The organism is Amphritea atlantica, from assembly GCF_018860855.1.
Lineage (GTDB): Bacteria > Pseudomonadota > Gammaproteobacteria > Pseudomonadales > Balneatricaceae > Amphritea > Amphritea atlantica_A.
Map to the genome: position 1 here is coordinate 193982 of NZ_JAHKQE010000020.1, position 20719 is coordinate 214700.

General features: G+C 46.9%; 18 protein-coding genes. 6 read left to right on the forward strand and 12 right to left on the reverse strand.

Going from position 1 to position 20719, the window contains the following annotated elements; genetic code table 11:
• Positions 1-261: 261 nt before the first annotated feature.
• Positions 262-1764, forward strand: a complete 1503-nt coding sequence (locus KO512_RS09055) for a Na+/H+ antiporter NhaC family protein (protein ID WP_215952007.1) — start codon at positions 262-264, stop codon at positions 1762-1764.
• A 100-nt stretch (positions 1765-1864) separates the two neighbouring features.
• Positions 1865-2830, forward strand: coding sequence for a DMT family transporter (locus tag KO512_RS09060; protein WP_215952008.1), 966 nt, complete (start codon positions 1865-1867; stop codon positions 2828-2830).
• 123 nt (positions 2831-2953) lie between these two features.
• Here the strand turns inward: KO512_RS09060 and KO512_RS09065 are convergent, their stop codons facing one another.
• From KO512_RS09065 to KO512_RS09085, 5 genes are all read right to left on the reverse strand, one after another.
• On the reverse strand, positions 2954-3412 hold the full coding sequence (locus tag KO512_RS09065) for an SLATT domain-containing protein (protein ID WP_215952009.1): 459 nt from the start codon (positions 3410-3412) through the stop codon (positions 2954-2956).
• Between the two features lie 254 nt (positions 3413-3666).
• A complete protein-coding gene (locus KO512_RS09070; RefSeq protein ID WP_215952010.1) occupies positions 3667-4149 on the reverse strand; it encodes a Crp/Fnr family transcriptional regulator in 483 nt (160 codons plus the stop codon).
• A 243-nt stretch (positions 4150-4392) separates the two neighbouring features.
• Positions 4393-4743: a hypothetical protein gene (locus KO512_RS09075; protein WP_215952011.1), complete on the reverse strand. Its 351-nt coding sequence runs from the start codon at positions 4741-4743 to the stop codon at positions 4393-4395.
• A 33-nt stretch (positions 4744-4776) separates the two neighbouring features.
• Complete coding sequence (locus tag KO512_RS09080; RefSeq protein WP_215952012.1) at positions 4777-5769, reverse strand: DNA ligase; 993 nt, start codon at positions 5767-5769, stop codon at positions 4777-4779.
• 78 nt (positions 5770-5847) lie between these two features.
• Positions 5848-7851 carry a sigma-54-dependent Fis family transcriptional regulator gene (locus KO512_RS09085; protein WP_215952013.1) on the reverse strand — a complete coding sequence of 668 codons (2004 nt, stop codon included), beginning with the start codon at positions 7849-7851 and terminating at the stop codon, positions 5848-5850.
• 418 nt (positions 7852-8269) lie between these two features.
• Between KO512_RS09085 and KO512_RS09090 the strand changes: the two genes are divergently transcribed.
• Entirely contained in the window at positions 8270-10084 is a 1815-nt protein-coding gene (locus KO512_RS09090) for an NAD(P)/FAD-dependent oxidoreductase (protein WP_215952014.1), read from the forward strand.
• Positions 10085-10333: 249 nt separating this feature from the next.
• Here the strand turns inward: KO512_RS09090 and KO512_RS09095 are convergent, their stop codons facing one another.
• A complete protein-coding gene (locus KO512_RS09095) occupies positions 10334-11218 on the reverse strand; it encodes a LysR family transcriptional regulator (RefSeq protein ID WP_215952015.1) in 885 nt (294 codons plus the stop codon).
• Positions 11219-11488: 270 nt separating this feature from the next.
• On the opposite strand from KO512_RS09095, the gene KO512_RS09100 reads away from it, so the two are divergent.
• Entirely contained in the window at positions 11489-12319 is an 831-nt protein-coding gene (locus KO512_RS09100; RefSeq protein ID WP_215952016.1) for a sulfite exporter TauE/SafE family protein, read from the forward strand.
• Between the two features lie 173 nt (positions 12320-12492).
• On the opposite strand, the gene KO512_RS09105 is transcribed toward KO512_RS09100, so the two are convergent.
• The 4 genes from KO512_RS09105 to KO512_RS09120 all read right to left on the reverse strand — a co-directional run bounded on the left by KO512_RS09105 (position 12493) and on the right by KO512_RS09120 (position 18272).
• Positions 12493-13536 (reverse strand): methionine synthase, encoded by a 1044-nt coding sequence (locus KO512_RS09105; RefSeq protein WP_215952017.1) that lies wholly within the window; start codon positions 13534-13536, stop codon positions 12493-12495.
• A gap of 44 nt (positions 13537-13580) precedes the next feature.
• The gene (locus KO512_RS09110) at positions 13581-14555 is read right to left on the reverse strand and encodes a DUF1852 domain-containing protein (RefSeq protein ID WP_215952018.1); all 975 of its coding nucleotides are present in this window, start codon (positions 14553-14555) and stop codon (positions 13581-13583) included.
• Positions 14556-15377: 822 nt separating this feature from the next.
• Positions 15378-16868 carry a CoA-acylating methylmalonate-semialdehyde dehydrogenase gene (locus tag KO512_RS09115; protein ID WP_215952019.1) on the reverse strand — a complete coding sequence of 497 codons (1491 nt, stop codon included), beginning with the start codon at positions 16866-16868 and terminating at the stop codon, positions 15378-15380.
• A gap of 66 nt (positions 16869-16934) precedes the next feature.
• Positions 16935-18272, reverse strand: a complete 1338-nt coding sequence (locus tag KO512_RS09120; protein ID WP_215952020.1) for an aspartate aminotransferase family protein — start codon at positions 18270-18272, stop codon at positions 16935-16937.
• A gap of 105 nt (positions 18273-18377) precedes the next feature.
• Here KO512_RS09120 and KO512_RS09125 point away from each other — a divergent pair, with 105 nt between their 5' ends.
• Positions 18378-19310: a LysR family transcriptional regulator gene (locus KO512_RS09125; RefSeq protein ID WP_215952021.1), complete on the forward strand. Its 933-nt coding sequence runs from the start codon at positions 18378-18380 to the stop codon at positions 19308-19310.
• 25 nt (positions 19311-19335) lie between these two features.
• On the forward strand, positions 19336-19809 hold the full coding sequence (locus tag KO512_RS09130; protein ID WP_215952022.1) for a LabA-like NYN domain-containing protein: 474 nt from the start codon (positions 19336-19338) through the stop codon (positions 19807-19809).
• Between the two features lie 54 nt (positions 19810-19863).
• Here the strand turns inward: KO512_RS09130 and KO512_RS09135 are convergent, their stop codons facing one another.
• Positions 19864-20397 carry a 4-vinyl reductase gene (locus KO512_RS09135; protein ID WP_215952023.1) on the reverse strand — a complete coding sequence of 178 codons (534 nt, stop codon included), beginning with the start codon at positions 20395-20397 and terminating at the stop codon, positions 19864-19866.
• A 118-nt stretch (positions 20398-20515) separates the two neighbouring features.
• Positions 20516-20719 (reverse strand): membrane dipeptidase (locus KO512_RS09140; protein WP_215952024.1); only part of this gene is annotated, 204 nt, incomplete at its 5' end.

The window sequence follows — 20719 nt, forward strand, 5'->3', positions numbered from 1 at the left end:
TCCCACGTAAGCAGAGGTCTCAAGCTCCTATTGAAACCTCTGTTTAAACACTTGCACGTAATATTGCCATCATACCGACGTGTATGAGTGCTACAGCTGAATGACACAAAGGTTCTCGTCGGGTGAGGCGGTCAATCCTTGATCGGTTATCTCAGCATATTCCCATACAGCGATGCCTCGCAAAATACTGTATGACAGCTATTGGTCACACGTTGCAACAAGACATATACGATACATTTATAACGATAAAAAAGGTGCTATATGAGTACTGAGATCGCCCAAGCGAACATCATTAACAACCCCGAATTTCATCTCAAAACCCGAAGCCCACAGAAATGGCTGATTTTCTTTGCCGCAATCATGGCTTTTTTCACCTACCTCTCGACCCAACATGTCGATGGTGAATCCTATGGTTTTTACAGCCTATTACCTGCCATTCTGATTCTCTGCGTGGCCGTGATTACCAAAAAACCATTAGAATCTATTTTTGCCGGAATTATCGCCGGATTACTCCTGCTGGATCCCACCCATATCGTTAGCGGGCTCGGCGACTTATCGATGTCGGTGGTGATGGATGAGACTATCGCTTGGATTGTCTTGGTATGCGGCATGATGGGCGGTCTGATCAATATGTTAGAACGGGGCGGCAGCGTACTCAGCTTTGGCGAGATACTCGCCAAACGAATTACCACTAAACGCGGTACTATGCTGACGACCTGTACATTGGGCATCATGGTGTTTATCGATGATTATCTGAACTCTCTTGCGGTATCGGCATCGATGAAAAACCTAACCGATCGCTATAAAATCTCCCGTGAAAAACTGGCCTTTCTGGTCGACTCTACCGCAGCACCGGTCTGCATTCTGGTACCGGTTTCAACTTGGGCCGTTTACTTCGCCGCCCTACTAGAAGAAAACGGAGCGGTTGCCGAGGGCAAAGGGATGTCCCTCTATATCGAATCGATTCCTTATATGGTTTACGGCTGGGCCGCGTTACTGGTTGTTTTTTTAGTCGCGATGGGTGTGCTCGGCGATTTCGGTGAGATGAAAAAAGCGGAACAACGTGCCCAAGCCGGTCAACCCATTCCCGATGGTATTCAGCAAGATGGCTTCGATACCTCCGCCTTAAAAAAGACTACTCCCGTCATCGGTTTGCTCAATTTCTTACTCCCCATGACGGTGTTGGTGGCTGCCAGTGTTTATTACGGTATCGATCTATTACTCGGTGCGCTAGTGGCATCAATGTTCACCATGGTGCTGTATTTCTGGCAGCGCTTGCTGTCATTTGATCAGCTAGTCAACTCCATGCTCGACGGCTTTAAAGTGATGCTGCACCCTATCGCGGTGGTGTGCGCCGGTTTCATGGTGAAAGAGATCAATGATCAGCTCGGCATGACCCCCTATATCATCGATTCTCTGACGCCCTACCTATCAAAAGAGATGTTGCCCGCACTCGTGTTTGCCTCTATGGCGATGGTTGTGTTTGCCACCGGTTCGAGCTGGGGAGTTTTTGTCGTTTCGCTACCCATCGTTATTCCCATGGCAATTAGCATGGATATGTCGATGCCACTCACCGTAGGCGCGCTACTCTCCGCCTCGGCCTTTGGTAGTCACGCCTGTTTTTTCAGTGACTCTACCGTACTCTCCTCTCAAGGATCCGGTTGTACGCCGATGCAACACGCGTTAACCCAGATCCCCTATGCACTGATTGGCGCGGCAATGGCTTTTCTATCCTTGGTCGCCCTAGGGTTTATGCTCGCCTAAACAATGGCACCATTAAATAGCAGTATATAAACATGGAGGCCTCGGTCTCCATTTAAGTGTCAACCGAAACGCTGCACCACTATATTGACAAGGATTTCCAATGCTTATTCGATCATCACGTACAGCGCAGCTGCTACTACTGTTAGTCTGTTTTATCTGGGGCGCTGAATTTGTACTGATCGATCTCGCCATAGAAGAGATACCCACTCATACCTTTAATGCCATCCGTTTTCTATTAGCGGGAGTATCGCTGATTCCCCTGCTTTGGTTTAACCGGCAACAACTCATCAACATCCGCTGGTTACCACTCTGTGGGGCCAGTGCCCTGCTTGGTTTTTTACTCTTTATCAGCTTCTACGCCCAGACAGAGGGGATGCATTACACCTCGGTATCCAATGCGGGCTTTATCACAGGGTTGAACGTGCCCTTAGTTCCCTTATTGGGCTTTCTGCTGTTTCGCATCAAGGCCTCCATGGCTGTGTGGATCGGTATGATTATCGCTACGGCGGGGCTTTATCTGTTAACCATGGGTGATAAATTGGAGTTCAATCAAGGTGATACGCTGGTACTGGTATGTGCCTTTGGCTTTGCCGTTCATATCTTGCTAACCGGCCGCTTTGTTGATTCGCTGCCGGTGATCCCCTTGAGTATCCTGCAGTTACTCGCCGTAGCACTGTATAGCAGCATTGCCGCTTGGGTTAGCCCTGAGCCTGCATTTTATCATTCAGGTACAACGCCCCTGAGTTGGCAGGATCTGGCGACGAACCCTCTCATTATCAGTGCGGTGCTGATTACCGGCCTTCTGGGCACCGCCTATGCCTACTGGGCACAATCTGCCTGTCAGCAGATACTCGCGTCTCATCAGGTGGCGCTGATCTTTGCCACCGAACCGGTATTTGCCTGCCTCTCCGCCTGGTTATTCTTGAATGAACAACTCGGCACACTGGGGTTGATCGGTGCGGGCATGATTATTGCCGCGATGCTGATCTCTGAACTCGGTGATCGCCGAGGTCGTGTAACGTTAGAGCCGCTCGATCAAAGTACCTCGATAGCACCAAAATCATAACAAACAGATATACTGGCACATCAATAAAGATCGAGCGCTGCCCTCTGAGCTGGAGCTATCGATCTTGTATCACGTCGCATCAGATAATATCTTCGTTTCACGGAGGTTCAGGTATTCCTCATGCTATTGCGCCGGCATCGTCTCCCCTTGTCGGCCCTGAACGATGCCAGAACTCCATTTTTCCGCCGAGTTATTCAACACTTTTTGCAGCCGATCAAAGAATATCTCGAGTTCAGCGGCCTTCAAGGTTTGGCTTTTAATCTGAAACATCAACTCACGTCTTAAATCACACAGGGTGTAATAGGTTGTCCGCTCATGAATCCAAAGCTCATCGGCCTTACGCAGCCCCTCTAGGGACGCGAGAATACCCGCAGTGCCTGAAAAAACCAGAATAGCGACATTCAGATGGGTAGCATAGGCGGGTAGGTAAAGCGCTAATCCAGACAGCAATGACAACATGCCCGTCAAACCAAAAGAGCCATAACGCAATCGTCGATGCAACGTCTTATGCGCTTTAGAATTATGCCGAAACATCTCAATTTTTTTATCGAGTTCATCCACTAGAAACTGTTGCTGCTCCATTGCGCTTACCCCCTAGGGCTGGTTGTAAAAACAGGCTTATTGAACCTCAGTGAAACAATTATCTAACAGGCTGCCATGCGTATTTAAAAACACCTTAGGGTTTCACGCCCAAGCTGATCAAAAATCGAACAGTAGCTTAATAATAGTTCAGAGTTGAATAACCGGCCTGTCAATTCAAAAATAAGCGTGGCTCAACGGGTGGGTTTCATCGTCACTTACTCAGCAGAGAGTTGCAGTAAAAGAAAGTACAGTCATCAGTGTTTGTCGGCATACAATTGATCTAGGTGACTAATCTCACGACTCATCTCGCGCGTGATGTTGATCAGGAATATCATAAACATCTCAGGGTATTGCTCGCAGAGCTTATGAAATAGCTCAGTACTGATCTCAAGCAGATAACCTTCTTTTTCCACCACGGCATCACCTCGGCGAGTATGTAACCCGATCATACCAACAAAGCCGATCTGCTCACCCTCGTCATAAAGACGTATCGGTATACTCACATCATCTTCAGGGCGATGTTGATAGAACCGTACCGCGCCTTTAATAATAATGTAAAACTGATCAGACAGATCATCGATACTAAATAACCGATCCCCCGGTTTCACCGATAAAAGCGTCCCCTGCTGCAGTAAGAACTGCAAACTCTCTTCAGATAGAGCGCCAAACATCGATAGTTTACGACAGAAATCTTGCGGATATTCCCGTTCAAGCTCAGCAAGCGAAACGGCCTTCATAATATGTGTCCGTAATCATTGGGCTGCCACGAATATGGCAACCGTAAATAGTCAGGTCATTATAGAATAGAAAACCAGCCGAGAAGATACCTATGAGGTGATAAGCAATGAAAAAATTAGATTAAAAACAGCAAAAACGATGACAAGAACAGCCGATATAGCATAAGCACTAGGGCTCACGCCTCGGCCTGATCAGCTTTATCTTACTGGCCTTATGACCGACCTTACTCACTACCTTATTAATTACCCTATCGCGTCGACTTGATCGACCGTTTCAATCAACAATTTCAGCATCTTACCAATGTTGGCCTCACTGATCTCTCCCATTAACGAGGGGTTTGCCAGCGCATAGACATAATCTTCAATCGCTTCAGCATGAATATCGGCGCGACAGTCGATAAACAGTGCCCACTCTTCAAGATCATCTGCGGTAATTTCAGCGGCCAGATATTTGCCCAGCACAAGGGTCAAATGCTGTTCGGTGGCCACCACCGGCTGGCTGTCCGCCTTCGACATTGCGGCTAAACAGGAAAATGCCTGCTCTCTGCGTTCGCCGAAACTGAGAATCTGATGCAATGATTCAATGCTGTTCATTAATTGTCCATATCCCCGTTACAAAATGTCTCTTCATGGCTGACGAACCCGCATAAAACTGGCGAAACGAGGCACGCCCTTTGCGCTCACGCCAGTGTACTTATAGGTAACGATACTGCCAATCGCCGGTGGGTTCTTCCGTTGTTGATCGGTAAAACCACTGCCGAGTTTAAAACGAATACCCGTTGGCGTTTCAACCAATAACGCCCCCAACATACCGGTATACTTCCCCTTACCGGGCTGATGCCCAATCACCTTCGCCTCTGCATCTTGCCAGAGTTTCAGCTTGAGCAGATCGGTACTACGTCCCTCTCTATAAAGCGCATCTTGATGATGCAACATCAACCCTTCGCCGCCCTCGGCAACGACCTGTTCCAACCAAGCCATTAAGGCACTATCACTGCTAACTCGGCGCTGTTTTATCAGTTGAATCCAGTCTTGGTCAACCGCTTGCACAATATTCCTGAGTTGCCGTAAGCGCTGCGTAAATGTCCCTGATGCATGGGGCAGATCAAACAACATAAATTTCACCTGACGCCAGCTATCTACCTGCCGTTTATTTACCTGACGTGTATTCCCTTGGCTTAGTTGGTCATCTTTCGATCCACTTCTGACCAGCGCAGACACGGCTTCAAACTGCCCTCGCCTCATCCACAACTCACCATCCAAAGGCTGTGCTGGCAAGCGCGCAGTAAACCATGCCGGCGCATCAATGGGATACCCCTGTCGAGATAATAACCGTTTACCATCCCAATACCCCCGCACCCCATCCAACTTTTCACTCACCCAATAGTCAGTGATAGCAAGACCCTTATGGTAGACCGTTGCCAATTGTAGTTTAGGTTTATCGGCAAAGCTTTTATCAGCCAAACCAAGAGAAGTTACCAATAGACCGATGAGCAGCAGCCCATGAAAAGAGATAAAGCGATTACGGTTTAACGTGAAGCCCGAGGGCCATCCGGTGCGCTTACAATTGAGAGGGAAAGCAATAGCTTGGCATCGCTTGCCAATGAGAGGAAAGTTCATGCGGTACATCCTTGTACTGTGTTTTTAAGCAGTTTTTCATAAAGCAAAAAACGATGCAAATAGCGAACTAGAGATTAACTAAACATCCCTCGGCAAACGAATCCCAAGCTTTTTCATGCGTCTATAAACCGTTGGCCGAGATATCCCTGATTGTTTAGCAACAGCAGAAATGTTCCACCGCTGCTGACGGAGCATATTAATCAGTATTTGCTGCTCGGATTTAGCATCGGCCTTTTCTAACAAAGGATCTGACAAAGTCTCTGGCGACAACGTTGCTGTGTAACTCGGGTTTAATACTTGCATGGGTAAAGCAAAAGTTGGTTTATCCAATCGACCAGCAATGCACTCTTCCGGTAAATGGTAGACGGTGATCTCTCCCTCTTTGCAAATGGCTTCGGCAAACGTCAGCGTGTTAACTAACTGCCTGATATTACCTGGCCATGCGTAGGCCAGTAACGCGCTCATCGCATCGGCACGTAGTCGTGCGGCGGGATTAATACGTTTTAATAACAACTTGATTAGATAGTGCTTGTCGACTCGCGCTTTTAAAGCGGGTAGTTTTAAAGTTTCACCGTTTAGCCGGTAGTAAAGGTCTTCTCTAAACAATCCGTCAGTAATGAGCTGCGTCAAATTACAATGCGTGGCCGCAAGTACACGGATATCAATATTCACCGGCTGCGATGCGCCAAGGGGTAATACTTGCCCTTCGGCTAATACCCGTAATAAACGACTTTGTAACTGTAACGGCATATCACCTATTTCATCTAAAAAGAGCGTACCGCCATTGGCCTCTTGAATGAGGCCTTTTGCTCCTTTCACTCGCCCCCCAGTAAAGGTTCCCGGCGCATAACCAAACAGCTCACTTTCGATTAATGATTCAGGAATAGCGGCGCAGTTAACGGCCATAAAAGGCTGATCTGACCGATGGCTTGTGGCATGAATGGCTTTCGCGAGCACCTCTTTACCCGTGCCCGTTTCACCTAAAATAAGCAGGCTAACATCACGATGGCGTAATCGCTTAGCTAAGCTAATCGTTTGCCGCATGGCGGGATCATCGGCACATAGCTTATCTAACGGTGGGACTGACTCGTCTTGCGAAGCGATAACGTCTGATACATTCAATTGGCTTGAGGTCTTCGTCCTTGGCTCAATCAAAATGCCGTATAACATCTGCTGAGTGCACGATACCCGAAACGCACGTACGCCATCTTTACTTTCGTAAGTGATGGATAAGATATCCCGCCACTGGCACGCCAATAAATCGGGTAACGAAATCGAATCTTTTGAGATGGGCTGATATTGCGCCAGCAAAGCACGACCCGCGGTATTAGCCGCAAGGATATTCCCTTGCTCATCTAAGGCAAACAATAACTGGCCATTGACCTGAACCAGCTCACGGGATTGATCACACTTAAAGATTAAACTGTGGCGATAGCGCCGCAAGAAGTAGGCATCTTCAATCAGACGTGCATACAGCTGCGTTAGGTGTAAGGCAAAGTTTTGGCTTTCAGGCGTACGGGAGGAGTTTAAGGCGGAGATATCCAATACCGCCAATAACTGTCCGGATGGATCTTTGATCGGTGCTGCCGTGCAGGTTAGGCCGATATGCGAGCTATCGAAGTGATCAACGCGGTGGCAAGTCAGTGCTTGTTGCTCTTGTATACAGGTACCTACCGCCGAGGTACCCGCGTATTGCTCACTCCAATCAGCACCCAAATAAAGCCCAGCTTTATGTAAGCGGTCGTCATCATGCTTATTACCTAAAAATTGAACGGTAATCCCCCGATGATCGCTTAACAACAGTACGTATCCAAGGCCAGAAATTTGCGTGTAGAGCTGTTCGACACCCGCACGCGCGACGTTCAAAAACTCATCTACCGAATCTTGATGCTCACGCAATGTTTGATGTGTGACGATACGCGCCGGTCTGGGCTGACTGGGATCTAAACCATATTCTGTTAAACATCGCTGCCACGAACGCCCAATCAACTCATGAGTGGGCGAGTAACTTTTATTCGTTGTCTGGTGCCCGCCATAGCTGAGTATGGTATCTATATGACGACGCTGACTTGCGTTATTCATGCCTATTCCTTAGCCCGTGACTGTTATTTTTATTTCACGATCCCACCGAGTCTACCGTTGAAAAGAGGCATTTTCTATACTTCTTTCAGGGGTGTATCTAGCCTCACCTTCGGTCGCCAAATGCACTCAATTGTGTGGTGTAAGCAGCAGAAAATCGTTAACTGAACAGGTTTACAACTGTAACGTTCATTATCATCACGCGTTACAGCTGTTAGGTGTTCGCATTACAGCTGTAACACTCGGCGAGAATCTCAAATTTAACTTATCTCACTCAAAACATATCCAACAAAGAAAAATTAAACATATAAATCAAACAGTTATCTCACATTAAAATAAGCATTGCTGATACTGGCACGCTTGCTGCTATATCTCCTAAGTCAACGCAGCACAAAAAAAACAAACTGCACTGGAGATAGTTATGACCAATACTGCACTAACCGCTACTCATAAACCCACCCTTGACGCTGTCGCATGGGTAGAACAGTTAGCCGCTACACTCAGCTCTACTTCACCCGCTGACGCCGCCTCTTTATTTGAAGAAGATGGATTCTGGCGCGACCTAGTTGCCTTTACATGGAACATTAAAACCATGGAAGGCCGTAACGCTATCAGCGACATGCTCGCCGCCACTATGACCGACGCGGCACCCAGCAACTGGAAAGTTGAAGAAGACGCCACCGAAACCGATGGCGTAGTCGAGGCATGGATCACCTTCGAAACGAACATAGCGAAAGGTCGTGCCTATGTGCGGTTACGTGATGGTCTCGCATGGACCTTCCTTACCACCATGACTGAGCTAAAAGATTTTCCGGAAAAACGTAACAAGCTGCGCCCTAAAGGCGCTGAACACGGCGCGAATAAAAACCGCCAAACGTGGCTCGAAAAACGTCAGCATGAAGAGGCTAATTTAGGTTACACCGAACAGCCCTACTGTTTAATTATTGGTGGCGGCCAAGGTGGGATCGGGTTAGGCGCACGCCTTCGCCAATTAGAAGTGCCCACCATCGTGATTGATGCGTTACCTAAGCCGGGTGATACATGGCGTAATCGTTATAAGTCACTCTCGCTACACGATCCTATTTGGTATGACCACATGCCTTACCTCCCCTTTCCTGAAAACTGGCCCGTATTTACCCCTAAAGACAAGGTGGGTGATTGGCTAGAAATGTACACCAAGGTCATGGAGCTAAATTACTGGGGATCAACCCGCTGCACACATGCAAAATATGATGAGGATAAGCAAGAGTGGACGGTAGAAGTCGATCGCAATGGCGAAAAATTAACGCTGCACCCTAAACAGCTGGTACTGGCAACCGGTATGTCAGGCATTCCCAACATGCCAGATATTCCGGGTATGGATACCTTTGAAGGCGAGCAACATCACTCTAGCCAGCATCCCGGTGGCGAAGCCTATAAAGGTAAAAAATGCATCGTGCTGGGCGGTAACAATTCAGCCCATGATATCTGCTGTGCTCTCTGGGAAAACGATGCCGATGTGACCATGATTCAACGCTCATCGACACATATCATCAAATCAGATTCGTTGATGGAGCTGGTGCTAGGTGGTTTGTACTCTGAAGAAGCGGTTGAAAATGGTATGACGACCTACAAAGCCGACCTCACCTTTGGCTCGGTTCCGTTCAAGATCATGCCGCAGTTTCATATTCCTGCCTATGAAGCCGTTGCAGAGCGCGATGCCGAATTTTACCAACGCCTAACCGATGCGGGTTTCTTACTCGACTTTGGTGAAGACGGCTCAGGCCTATTCATGAAATACCTACGTCGTGGATCGGGTTATTACATCGATGTAGGTGCATCCGATCTCGTTGCCGACGGTGAAATCAAACTCAAATCCGGTGTGTCGATTGCCGAAGTAAAACCGAAATCGGTTGTTCTTACCGATGGTACAGAGCTAGAAGCAGATTTGATCGTGTACGCGACCGGTTACGGATCGATGAACGGCTGGGCCGCTAAAATCATATCCCAAGAAGTCGCCGACAAAGTGGGTAAATGCTGGGGCTTAGGCTCCGATACCGCGAAAGACCCAGGCCCATGGGAGGGTGAGCTACGCAACATGTGGAAGCCAACTCAGCAGGAAGCACTGTGGTTCCACGGCGGCAATTTACACCAGTCCCGCCACTACTCACAGTACCTATCACTGCAAATCAAAGCCCGCATGGAAGGCATCGATACGCCGGTTTACGGGCTGCAAGAGGTGCACCATCTAAGCTAATCCTTGTGACACTTTGGCAGCGGTAATCGCTGCCTTTTTAATTAAGCCGCGGCTCTAGCAAAACCTCAGTAAACCAACCCAGCGCAAGCACTTGATCGCCTGATGAAATCGTGAATATCCGTGAACAATTCAATATGTCACGAGGTGTATTTGCACGCTTGCTTCACACCCCATCTCGTACCCTAGAAAACGGGGAACAAGGGCTAAGTGGTCAACTAAAACGCTAACTGCAAGTTAAATCGACAGTGATTATTTTGTTTTTTTAGCTTGATCAATAAAATCATTTAAGTAGTCAATATGCTGTTCGTTGTTACGCACACCGACAAAGATCTGTTTATGAATACCCTCCTCACCAAAACGAATGCTCTTAATAGGCATTGATTTTGAGTACTCATCCACGAGCCAACCCGGCAAAGCACAAACACCTCGGCCTGCAGCGACCATTTGCAGCATGATTTCAGTTGTTTCAATGTTTTTGTGTTTTTTGACTGAACACTTGGCTGGATTAAGAAATTGACTGAAAATATCAAGCCTTAGCGGCTCAACAGGATAACTAAATAACACTTCTTCGCTTAGCTGCTCGGGTAATACAAACGCTTGCTGAGCTAGTTTGTGAGATGCAGAAACGACGAGCCTATGTTCATAATCAAATACAGGAATATAGTCTATATTAGGTTTAAAAAGCGGATCGGGTGTAATAAGCACATCAATTTCGTAACTCAGTAATGCGCCTAAAGCGCCAAACTGAAACGCCTGCTTTACGTCAATATCGATGTCTGGCCAATGCACTAAATATGGCTCAATGACTCTCAGTAGCCATTGATAACAAGGATGACACTCCATGCCTATACGTAGCGACCCCAGTTCACCCTTGGCAATTTGATTGAGTAATAATTCAGTATGAACAAACTGGGGTAATACTCGATTGGCAAGCGTTTGAATGTGCTCTCCCGCAGCGGTAAGACGCAAATTTCGACCATCTATTTTCCAGATAGGCGTAGACACTTGGTTTTCTAATTTTTTGATACTGTGACTTAACGCAGATTGCGATAAGTGCAACGAATTTGCCGCCTTGGTTAGGGTGCCATGTTCTTTTATGGCGGTGAGTATTTCTAAGTGGATCCTTTCCAACACAGGCTAGTTCCTATCTTTCATTTAGCTTTAATGATGATCAATATTCATTGGTTGATGAAATCATATCATTTTATCAATCAAACACCTTTATTTACTATCAGGTTGGAAATGACTAATTATAACAATACGTTAGCTTAGATTCAGCTAAAGCTGAATTTATCAGGTAGGCTAGCGCGGTTGTTTTACTTAGAAACCTAAAACGGAGGTTGTAATGACCTCGTAAATTGACTGAAAGGTCTTTGTTGTGATCAAAAATAGAAGTAATAATGAATGAATACCATTGAATTTATAACCAGTAATATCTCTACTTTATTGGCTCTCGTTGCCACCGGTGTATTTGCAGGCATTTTAGCGGGCTTACTCGGCGTCGGTGGCGGGATTGTCATTGTACCGGTGTTGTTTTTTTTGTTTCAGGGTTTTGGCGTATCCCCAGAATCTGCGATGCTCGTGGCGACAGCAACCTCTTTGGCCACCATAGTGCCAACCTCTATTAGCTCAATTCGTTCTCACAATCAAAAAGGCAATGTGGACTTTAACCTGCTTAAACGTTGGGCTGTATTTATTCTGATAGGCGTATTACTGGGGAGTTGGTTAGTCACCCGCGTTGATGGCAGTATGCTCACTCTATTGTTTGGGCTGATCGCGGTCTTATCAGCACTCAATATGCTGTTCAGAACCGGAAAGTCAGCGTTGTATGAAAAACTGCCGGGTGCAACAGGCCAAACCGTTATGGGGACATCCGTCGGCTTTTTCAGTTCGATGGTGGGTATCGGTGGCGGCACTATTTCGGTTCCACTACTCACCCTGTATAACTACCCTGCCCACAAGGCCGTGGGTACTGCCGCAGCAATAGGGTTAATTATTTCATTACCGGGTGCACTCACCATGTTGATATTGGGTAGTACGCCCATTGATGCTCCAGCGGGTACATTTGGCTTAGTCAATCTATTCGGCTTTGCGTGTATTGTGCCGCTAACGGTATTATTCGCACCGGTAGGGGCGTCATTCGCAGCCAAACTCGATGCCGCAAAACTGAAAAAAATCTTTGCCTTTGTCCTCCTGTTTACGGGCTTACGCATGTTAGCGCAACTTTTCCTATAGGCTTTATTGTTTATTCCGTTAAACAGTAAAGGCTAGTAAGGATTCATATACTCAGTGCAACGGGAGTTAAACCTCATGCCACAGGTAACCAGACTAAATAGGGTGTTTAGCTCATTACCTGTGGCTGCTATTGATAACGCTACTGTCTAACTATTGCTTAGCTATTGCTTTAGTTACGCTGCGAGCTCTTTAGCGATCAGCTCTTGGCGGATGATCTCTGCACCCGCACTGAGCGCAGCTAACTTAGCGTTTGCGACATTACGCGCTAAAGGAGCCATACCACAGTTAGTACATGGGTAGAGTTTGTCAGCATCAACATACTTGAGCGCTTCTCGTAAGGTATTAGCGACCTCTTCTGGGGTTTCAATAACATCGGTTGCCACATCTATGGCGCCCACCATCACTTTTTTACCACGGATAAGCTCAAGCAGTTCCATTGGCACATGAGAGTTATGACACTCTAACGAGATAATATCGATATTCGACTTTTGCAGTTTTGGAAACACTTCTTCATATTGTCGCCACTCAGAACCTAAGGTTTTTTTCCAGTCCGTATTGGCTTTAATGCCATAGCCGTAGCAAATATGTACAACCGTTTCACATTTTAGTCCCTCAATGGCTCGCTCTAAACAAGCGATACCCCAATCATTAACCTCTTCAAAAAACACATTAAATGCGGGCTCATCAAATTGGATAATATCAACCCCTGCAGCCTCTAGCTCCTTGGCCTCTTGATTGAGGATTTTGGCGAATTCCCAAGCCAGTTTTTCACGACTTTTATAATGATCATCATAAAGCGTATCGATCATAGTCATGGGGCCAGGCAAAGCCCATTTTATCGGCTTATTGGTTTGCTGGCGTAAGAACTTAGCATCGTCAACAAACACCGGTTTTTGACGAGAGACGGGACCGAACACAGTAGGAACACTGGCCTCATAGCGATCACGAATTTTCACGGTTTCACGCTTTTCAAAATCAACACCGTCGAGGTGTTCAATAAAGGTAGTGACAAAGTGTTGTCGCGTTTGCTCGCCATCACTGACAATATCAATACCGGCATGCTGCTGTTCTTGTAAGGCGACCCGTAAAGCATCTTGTTTACCTTCAATTAACTCCTCACCTTGCAATTTCCAGGGAGACCAAAGTGTTTCCGGTTGAGCAAGCCAAATAGGTTTAGGTAAACTACCCGCAGTTGAGGTAGGTAATAATTTTTTCATAATAAATAATGCCGTCTATTTAGGTTGATGATTGAACGTATTTCTTAAGCGTAGTTAGCAGACCATTGTTCAAGCACAGTTTGGTATGGCTTAATTAAGTTCTCTTCAGTAAATTTTCCCTGCTCATTAGCCAGCTGACTACGCTCTTCTCGATCATAAATAATGTGAGTGACTGAATGATCTAGGTTATTCAAATTAGGTTTATAAAGCTTTCCCGCAGGCGCATTGGCATTATAAATCTCAGGACGATAGATTTTTTGGAATGTCTCCATCGTACAGATGGTGCTTATCAGCTCAAGATTAGTGTAATCATTCAATAAGTCACCAAAGAAGAAAAATGACAAAGGCGCTACACTGTTTGGTGGCATAAAGTAGCGAACATTTAAGCCCATTTTTTTGAAATACTGCTCAGTCAAAGAGGATTCACTTGGCAGGTATTCAATACCTAATATCGGGTGCTGATTTTCAGTTTGATGATACGTCTTGTTATCCGACACACTGAGACAGATAACCGGTAGTTTATTAAAGTTTTGTTTATAAACATTTGAATTAACAAAATGCTGAAAGAGCTTGCCATGCAGTTCGCCAAAGCCATCAGGAATACTAAATTCAGGCTGGTTTTTATTATGATTTCGCAGTAATACACTAAAATCATAATCGCGTACATAAGAGGAAAAGTTATTCCCCACCATACCTTCTATACGTTTGTTCGTTTTATGATCAACAATAATTGTTTTCAATATTTCGATCGATGGGAAAGTATCGCCACTGCCTTTAATGTCCAGATCAACCGAAATGATTTCAAGTTCAACCGAGTAACGATCTCCTTTGACGTTATCCCAATTTGCTAAAGCATTAAAACGATTATTAATCATCTTTAAGGCGTTGCGTAAGTTTGCTTCACGGTAGCTTCCTCTCGCCAAATTAGCAAAGTTCGTCGTAAGGCGCGTATCGTCTGAAGGCTGATAGCTTTCATCAAAAGAAGTGCTCTTAATCGTAAATTCAAAGTCTTTTTTCATGATTACCTAGTATCCATTTATGTAATAAGGCTGAGTTTATTGCTTAACGCTTGGGGCCTTCTGATTGTCCCTGTCAGCAGTCATCACAGTATTTTGCGGTTTATACCTAAAGACTTATTCAAACCACGTGTCGTACTGTCTAAAGGTCAAAGCAGAATGTATTTTATACTTGGTTGTTAATATGAATAAAATTGATTTGATTTCATTAACGTATGATATATGTTCATATATTGCTTTTACTTGTCCGTTTTACTGCATTCCTAAGGCATATAAGAACAAGCCCCACGAATTAAGCGGGTTGAACAAATGCGGATATCGGCCATTCCATCCCTACTCGCTTTCTGCGCCGGGCTACGTTCTCCGGAACCGGCGCACTGACCTTCGATTCTGACCATCGGCCCTACTCTGGGTATATTCGCCAGCACAAACAGCATCGCCAGCTTGCTGTTACTTTTCGACCAGTCAATATGGGAAGTGCATAATCAAGGAGTAATCAGGGAGCGCATTGTCGAGTGACAAGCGTGTAAACAGTTGCGTAACAGAGATCGGTACAGAGTAACGTCCCTTTTAGGTTGCTCATGCTGCACGACGCCGCCCAAAGTAAGCGTGCCAAGCATCATCAGCAAAGAGTATGGATGCGCCAGTCTCTCGCCTAAAGCGATAACCTAACACCAGAGCCTAAACCCCCAGTAAAAACCCATCAGACACAAAAAACCGGTAGACGCGTAAACGGCTACCGGTAAATCGAAGATCATCAAGAGGCGCTGTATAGAGCCGCCTCTTTGATAAGCGAGTCAGCAGGATTGCCCTGCTGGTTCAGTCTTAGCTTGGGAAGGCGAACGAAACACCTTCACGGACACCACTGGAAGGCCAGCGCTGTGTGATCGTCTTACGCTTGGTGTAGAAACGTACCGCATCCGGACCATAGGCGTGCAAATCACCGAACAGTGAACGCTTCCAACCACCAAAGCTGTGGTAAGCAACGGGCACTGGCAATGGTACGTTAATACCGACCATACCCACCTGAATATTGTCTGAGAAGTAACGTGCCGCTTCACCATCACGGGTAAAGATACAGGTACCGTTACCATACTCATGATCATTGATCAGTTGCATCGCGTCTTCCATGGTATTAACACGGACAATCTGCAATACAGGGCCAAAGATCTCAGCCTGATAGCTTTCCATATCCGGCGTAACCCCATCAATCAGCGTTGCGCCGACAAAGAAGCCATTATCATAACCTTCAACCACAGGGTTACGACCATCTACGACAATCTTAGCGCCATCCGCTTCAGCACTATCGATAAAACCATTAACTTTAAGCTGATGGGCACGGGTAATGACTGGTCCAAAATCGTTATCACTGTTGCTGAATGCACCCACTTTCAACGGCGCCATCGCAGCCTGCATTTTAGCAACGAGTGTATCTGCCGCTTTATCGCCAACAGCGACGGCTACCGACAGTGCCATGCAACGCTCACCGGAGGAGCCAAACGCAGCACCCAACAGTTGATTGACCGCGTTATCCATATCCGCATCTTGCATCACGATCGCATGGTTCTTAGCACCACCCAAAGCCTGACAACGCTTACCGTTGGCATTAGCTGTGCTATAGATATATTCCGCAATCGGCGTAGAACCGACAAAGCTCACCGCTTTTACTCGGCTATCGGTCAGCAGCACATCAACCGCTTCTTTATCGCCGTTAACCACGTTGATCACGCCTTTAGGCAGACCCGCTTCTTCTAGCAACTGAGCGATAAACAGAGTGGACGATGGATCACGCTCAGACGGCTTCAGGATAAAGGTGTTACCGCAGACTATCGCCATAGGATACATCCACAGCGGCACCATGGCTGGGAAGTTAAACGGCGTAATACCCGCCACTACACCCAATGGTTGAAACTCACTCCAAGAATCAATACCTGGGCCAACATTGCGGCTGTGCTCGCCTTTTAGTAGTTCTGGTGCACCACACGCATACTCGACATTTTCAATACCGCGCTGTAACTCACCCGCCGCGTCATGGGAAATTTTACCGTGCTCTTCACCGATCATTTCACAGATTTTAGCGGCGTTTTCTTCTAGCAGCATTTTGAAACGGAACATCACCTGCGCCCGTTTTGCCGGCGTGGTATTACGCCATGCCGGATACGCTTGCTCTGCGGCAGCAATCGCCTCTTCAACGGTGGCAACAGAGGCCAGTGCAACCTGCTTACTTTCTTCCCCTGTTGATGGATTATATATTGCCTGTGTACGAGCAGCGTCAGTGCGCATCTCGCCGTTAATTAGGTGACCTACAACTGTCATAATTTTGTCTCTTTATTCTTTATACGCTGCACAGTGCGTGCAGCGATATTAGGTTAGAAAATGGCGTTAGCTTAATTCTTGTATTGACTCACCCAATGCATTAATCAACCCATCAATCTCTTCTACCTCAACGGTAAATGGCAGACCCAATTGGATGGTATCGCCGCCATGGCGGACATAGTAGCCTTTTTCCCAACACTTCATGGCGATCTGATGCGGACGTAAAGCGGGTTCACCCGGTGCCGCTTCAATGGTCAGTCCTGCCGCCAAACCGTAGTTGCGAATATCCGCTATGTACTGAGTACCCTTCAGACTATGCACCATCTCTTGGAACTTAGGCGCCATCGATTTCGACCGTTCAATCAGCTTATCATTCGTCAAAATATCCAGTGATGCCAGACCTGCAGCACAAGCAACCGGATGGGCTGAATAAGTATAACCGTGAGGAAGTTCCAGCATATATTCAGGGCCAGCATCCGCCATGAAAGTATCGTAGATCTCCTGCTTAGCAACCACAGCACCCATCGGAATCACACCATTGGTCAACTGTTTTGCCACCGTCATAAGATCCGGCGTTACGCCAAACGCTTCTGCACCGGTATTCGCGCCCATACGGCCAAAGGCAGTAATAACTTCATCAAAAATCAGCAAGATATTGTGTTTATCACAGATTTCACGCAATCGCTTCAGGTAACCAACCGGTGGTGGAATAACGCCGGTAGAACCTGCCATCGGCTCAACAATCACCGCAGCAATATTAGACGCATCATGGATAGCAATCTGCGCTTCTAACTCATCCGCTAGATAAGCACCGGTTGCTGGCATTCCCTGAGTAAACAGGTTTTCTTTCAACATCGTGTGAGGGATATGGGTCGCATCGATCCCCTGACCGTAGATTGCTCGGTTCCCGCCAATACCGCCGACACTGATACCACCAAAGTTAACCCCATGATAGCCCCGTGCACGACCGATCAGACGCGTTTTGCTCGCCTGACCTTTCTTGCGCCAATAGGCGCGGGAAATTTTCAATGCCGTCTCAACTGATTCTGAGCCTGAACCGGTAAAGAATACCCGATTCAAACCTGCTGGCATAAACTCAGTTACTCGGTGAGCCAATTCAAATGATTTCGGATGACCAAATTGAAACGCAGGGGCATAATCCAGTTCTTTAACTTGCTTGCTTACCGCTTCAGTAATTTCCGGACGGCTATGGCCAGCACCGCAGTTCCACAAACCCGATAGGCCATCGAAAATCTTACGACCGTCTGCAGAGGTATAGTAATTACCCTCGGCAGCGACAATCAGTCGAGGATCTTTTTTGAAGCTTCGGTTGGCCGTAAAAGGCATCCAATGGGCGTCAAGTTGTTCTTGAGAAAGCCCACAACGATTCTGATTATCAGTCATATTTTTCATCTCAGGTTATTCACTTGTTGACTCTATTATCGCCAAGGATTAAGTTTATTAAATCTACAAATATTTATTTAAAGTTAACCATAAGATTACCTAAAAATGAGCCGTTCAGAAAACCTGTTACCCCGCCAACTCGGTGATGCCCATATTCGTTTGCTGCGTATCTATAAGGCCGTGGTTGAAAGCGGTGGCTTTTCTGCCGCCGAAGTCGAGTTGAATATCAGCCGTCCCGCCATCAGTCTGGCCATATCAGAACTCGAAAGCCTCTTGAATATGCGCCTGTGTAATCGGGGTCGTGCCGGATTTGCTCTTACCGAACAGGGCGAAGAAGCCTATGACGCCACACTGCAGTTGTTTGGTGACTTAGAAAATTTTCGCGCACGGATCAACGCAATCAATACCGAACTCAAAGGTGAGCTCAATATCGGTATCACCGACAATATGGTCACCGTGCCACAAATGCGCATCACTCGCGCACTAGCGACCCTCAAAGCGCGGGGCCCAGACGTTATTATCAATATTCGTATGATCCCACCTAAAGATATTGAATCTGGTGTACTGGATGGTCAGTTATTGGTCGGCGTGGTATCAGAACAGCGCTCCCTGCCTGGCCTTAATTACTTGCCGCTCTATGATGAACAGTCACTACTGTATTGCAGCGATAAACATTCGCTATTTACCCAAGAAAACGATCCGCTAACAGATGAACAGCTTACCCAATACGATGCGGTGCTGCCCGCCTACCCACAATCGGCGGAAATCAAACAGCAGCAAGCGATACTCAAAGCTAGCGCCAGCTCAACCGACCGGGAAGGTATTGCCTTTCTGATTCTCAGCGGTAGCTACATCGGTTTTTTACCAACCCACTATGCACAGCAGTGGGTTCGAGAGGGCCGTCTCAAAGCGATTCAGCCTGAGCAACGCAGCTTTACGACTCACTACTCGGTCATCACCCGTAAAGGCGCCCGTAACAATCTGATCCGTGATGCCTTTATCGAAGAGCTAGAAAAGCAATCATTAAGCACCATTTAAACATCGACAACCGGAAGGACTGGCTGTGAACCGAATCGCGATTTTTGCTGATGTGCAAAACATTTACTACACCACACGGCAAGCCTATGGGCGGCAGTTTAACTACCGTAAACTATGGCAAAAGATCAGCCAGCAGGGTGAGATTGTTGCAGCCACTGCCTATGCGATTCATCGTGGTGATGACAACCAACTGAAATTTCAAAACGCCCTGAAACATATTGGCTTCGATATCAAACTCAAGCCCTATATCCAACGCAGTGATGGCTCGGCCAAAGGCGACTGGGATGTAGGGATTGCCATCGACGTGATGGATACCGCCCCCGAGGTGGATACTGTGGTTTTACTATCGGGAGATGGCGATTTTGATCTATTGCTAGAAAGGGTAAAACGCAAATATAGCGTCGATGCCGTGGTTTATGGCGTGCCGGCATTAACAGCAAATTCACTGATCAATTCAGCCAGTGAGTTTTTTCCTATCGATCAAGATCTATTGCTTTAACCGTAAGAAACTCACGGCCCTTCAGCTCAAAACGCTGACGAGCCGTTTTGTCAGCTAGGCGAGCGGAGTCACTTCAAAATAACCCACCTCGCAACCCTCTTCGGCGGCGCACTGTGTTTGTTCAGATTGCGTGCGAACCGGATAGCCTAAACTCTCAGCAACCTGATCCAGCGCACCGGCAAACCAACCGGTAAACATATAATCCACCTTGCGATTCACCTTGCCGTACTGATAAACGAAGCAAGAGTTTTCTAACCGAACGGTGGCCGTGCCCGCTTCAACATCCAGCGCTTCAGTGATAAAAAATCCCCAACCCCGCTGAGACAGACGTTTCAGGTAGTGATGCCAGATATCCGCACCTTCGAGACCATGCTCTTCGGCTTCTTTTTCACACCAGTAATAAGCTGATTTATAACCGGCTTTATAAAGGATATCGGCATAACGTTCGGCGCCGATCTCCTCTTCTATGCCCATATGATTGTTAACAAAGAAGTGACGCGGCACATACAGCATCGGCAGTGCGTCGGTGGTCCATACACCGGTTTCATCATCAACAACTATTGGCATTTCGGGTGCGTGTCCACTCATGATTCTCTACCTCAAAACTCTCTATCGATTCTGTTTATCTCAGCCGATCAAATCGGCTGAAAAGTCTAATAATGGTGTCGATTGGGTAAGGTCAGCCGATGGCTAACCTTGGATACAATTACTCGCCCCACACATCTTTCAGCAGTGTCACCCAGTTCTCGCCCATAATCTTGCGTACTTGGGTTTCAGAGAAACCGTGGCGCAACAACGCTTCAGTCAGATTAGGAAACTCACCCACGGTGCGAATACCCTTCGGATTAACGATTTCGCCAAAGCGAGTCAAACGACGGGCATAGCCTTTATCGTGGGTTAGGTATTCAAA

Excerpts from the sequence above, each read along its gene's own strand:
- KO512_RS09055 (WP_215952007.1), top strand. The coding sequence starts at position 262 with ATGAGTACTGAGATCGCCCAAGCGAACATCATTAACAACCCCGAATTT.
- KO512_RS09060 (WP_215952008.1), top strand. The coding sequence starts at position 1,865 with ATGCTTATTCGATCATCACGTACAGCGCAGCTGCTACTACTGTTAGTC.
- KO512_RS09065 (WP_215952009.1), bottom strand. The coding sequence starts at position 3,412 with ATGGAGCAGCAACAGTTTCTAGTGGATGAACTCGATAAAAAAATTGAG.
- KO512_RS09070 (WP_215952010.1), bottom strand. The coding sequence starts at position 4,149 with ATGAAGGCCGTTTCGCTTGCTGAGCTTGAACGGGAATATCCGCAAGAT.
- KO512_RS09075 (WP_215952011.1), bottom strand. The coding sequence starts at position 4,743 with ATGAACAGCATTGAATCATTGCATCAGATTCTCAGTTTCGGCGAACGC.
- KO512_RS09080 (WP_215952012.1), bottom strand. The coding sequence starts at position 5,769 with ATGAACTTTCCTCTCATTGGCAAGCGATGCCAAGCTATTGCTTTCCCT.
- KO512_RS09085 (WP_215952013.1), bottom strand. The coding sequence starts at position 7,851 with ATGAATAACGCAAGTCAGCGTCGTCATATAGATACCATACTCAGCTAT.
- KO512_RS09090 (WP_215952014.1), top strand. The coding sequence starts at position 8,270 with ATGACCAATACTGCACTAACCGCTACTCATAAACCCACCCTTGACGCT.
- KO512_RS09100 (WP_215952016.1), top strand. The coding sequence starts at position 11,489 with ATGAATACCATTGAATTTATAACCAGTAATATCTCTACTTTATTGGCT.
- KO512_RS09105 (WP_215952017.1), bottom strand. The coding sequence starts at position 13,536 with ATGAAAAAATTATTACCTACCTCAACTGCGGGTAGTTTACCTAAACCT.
- KO512_RS09110 (WP_215952018.1), bottom strand. The coding sequence starts at position 14,555 with ATGAAAAAAGACTTTGAATTTACGATTAAGAGCACTTCTTTTGATGAA.
- KO512_RS09115 (WP_215952019.1), bottom strand. The coding sequence starts at position 16,868 with ATGACAGTTGTAGGTCACCTAATTAACGGCGAGATGCGCACTGACGCT.
- KO512_RS09120 (WP_215952020.1), bottom strand. The coding sequence starts at position 18,272 with ATGACTGATAATCAGAATCGTTGTGGGCTTTCTCAAGAACAACTTGAC.
- KO512_RS09125 (WP_215952021.1), top strand. The coding sequence starts at position 18,378 with ATGAGCCGTTCAGAAAACCTGTTACCCCGCCAACTCGGTGATGCCCAT.
- KO512_RS09135 (WP_215952023.1), bottom strand. The coding sequence starts at position 20,397 with ATGAGTGGACACGCACCCGAAATGCCAATAGTTGTTGATGATGAAACC.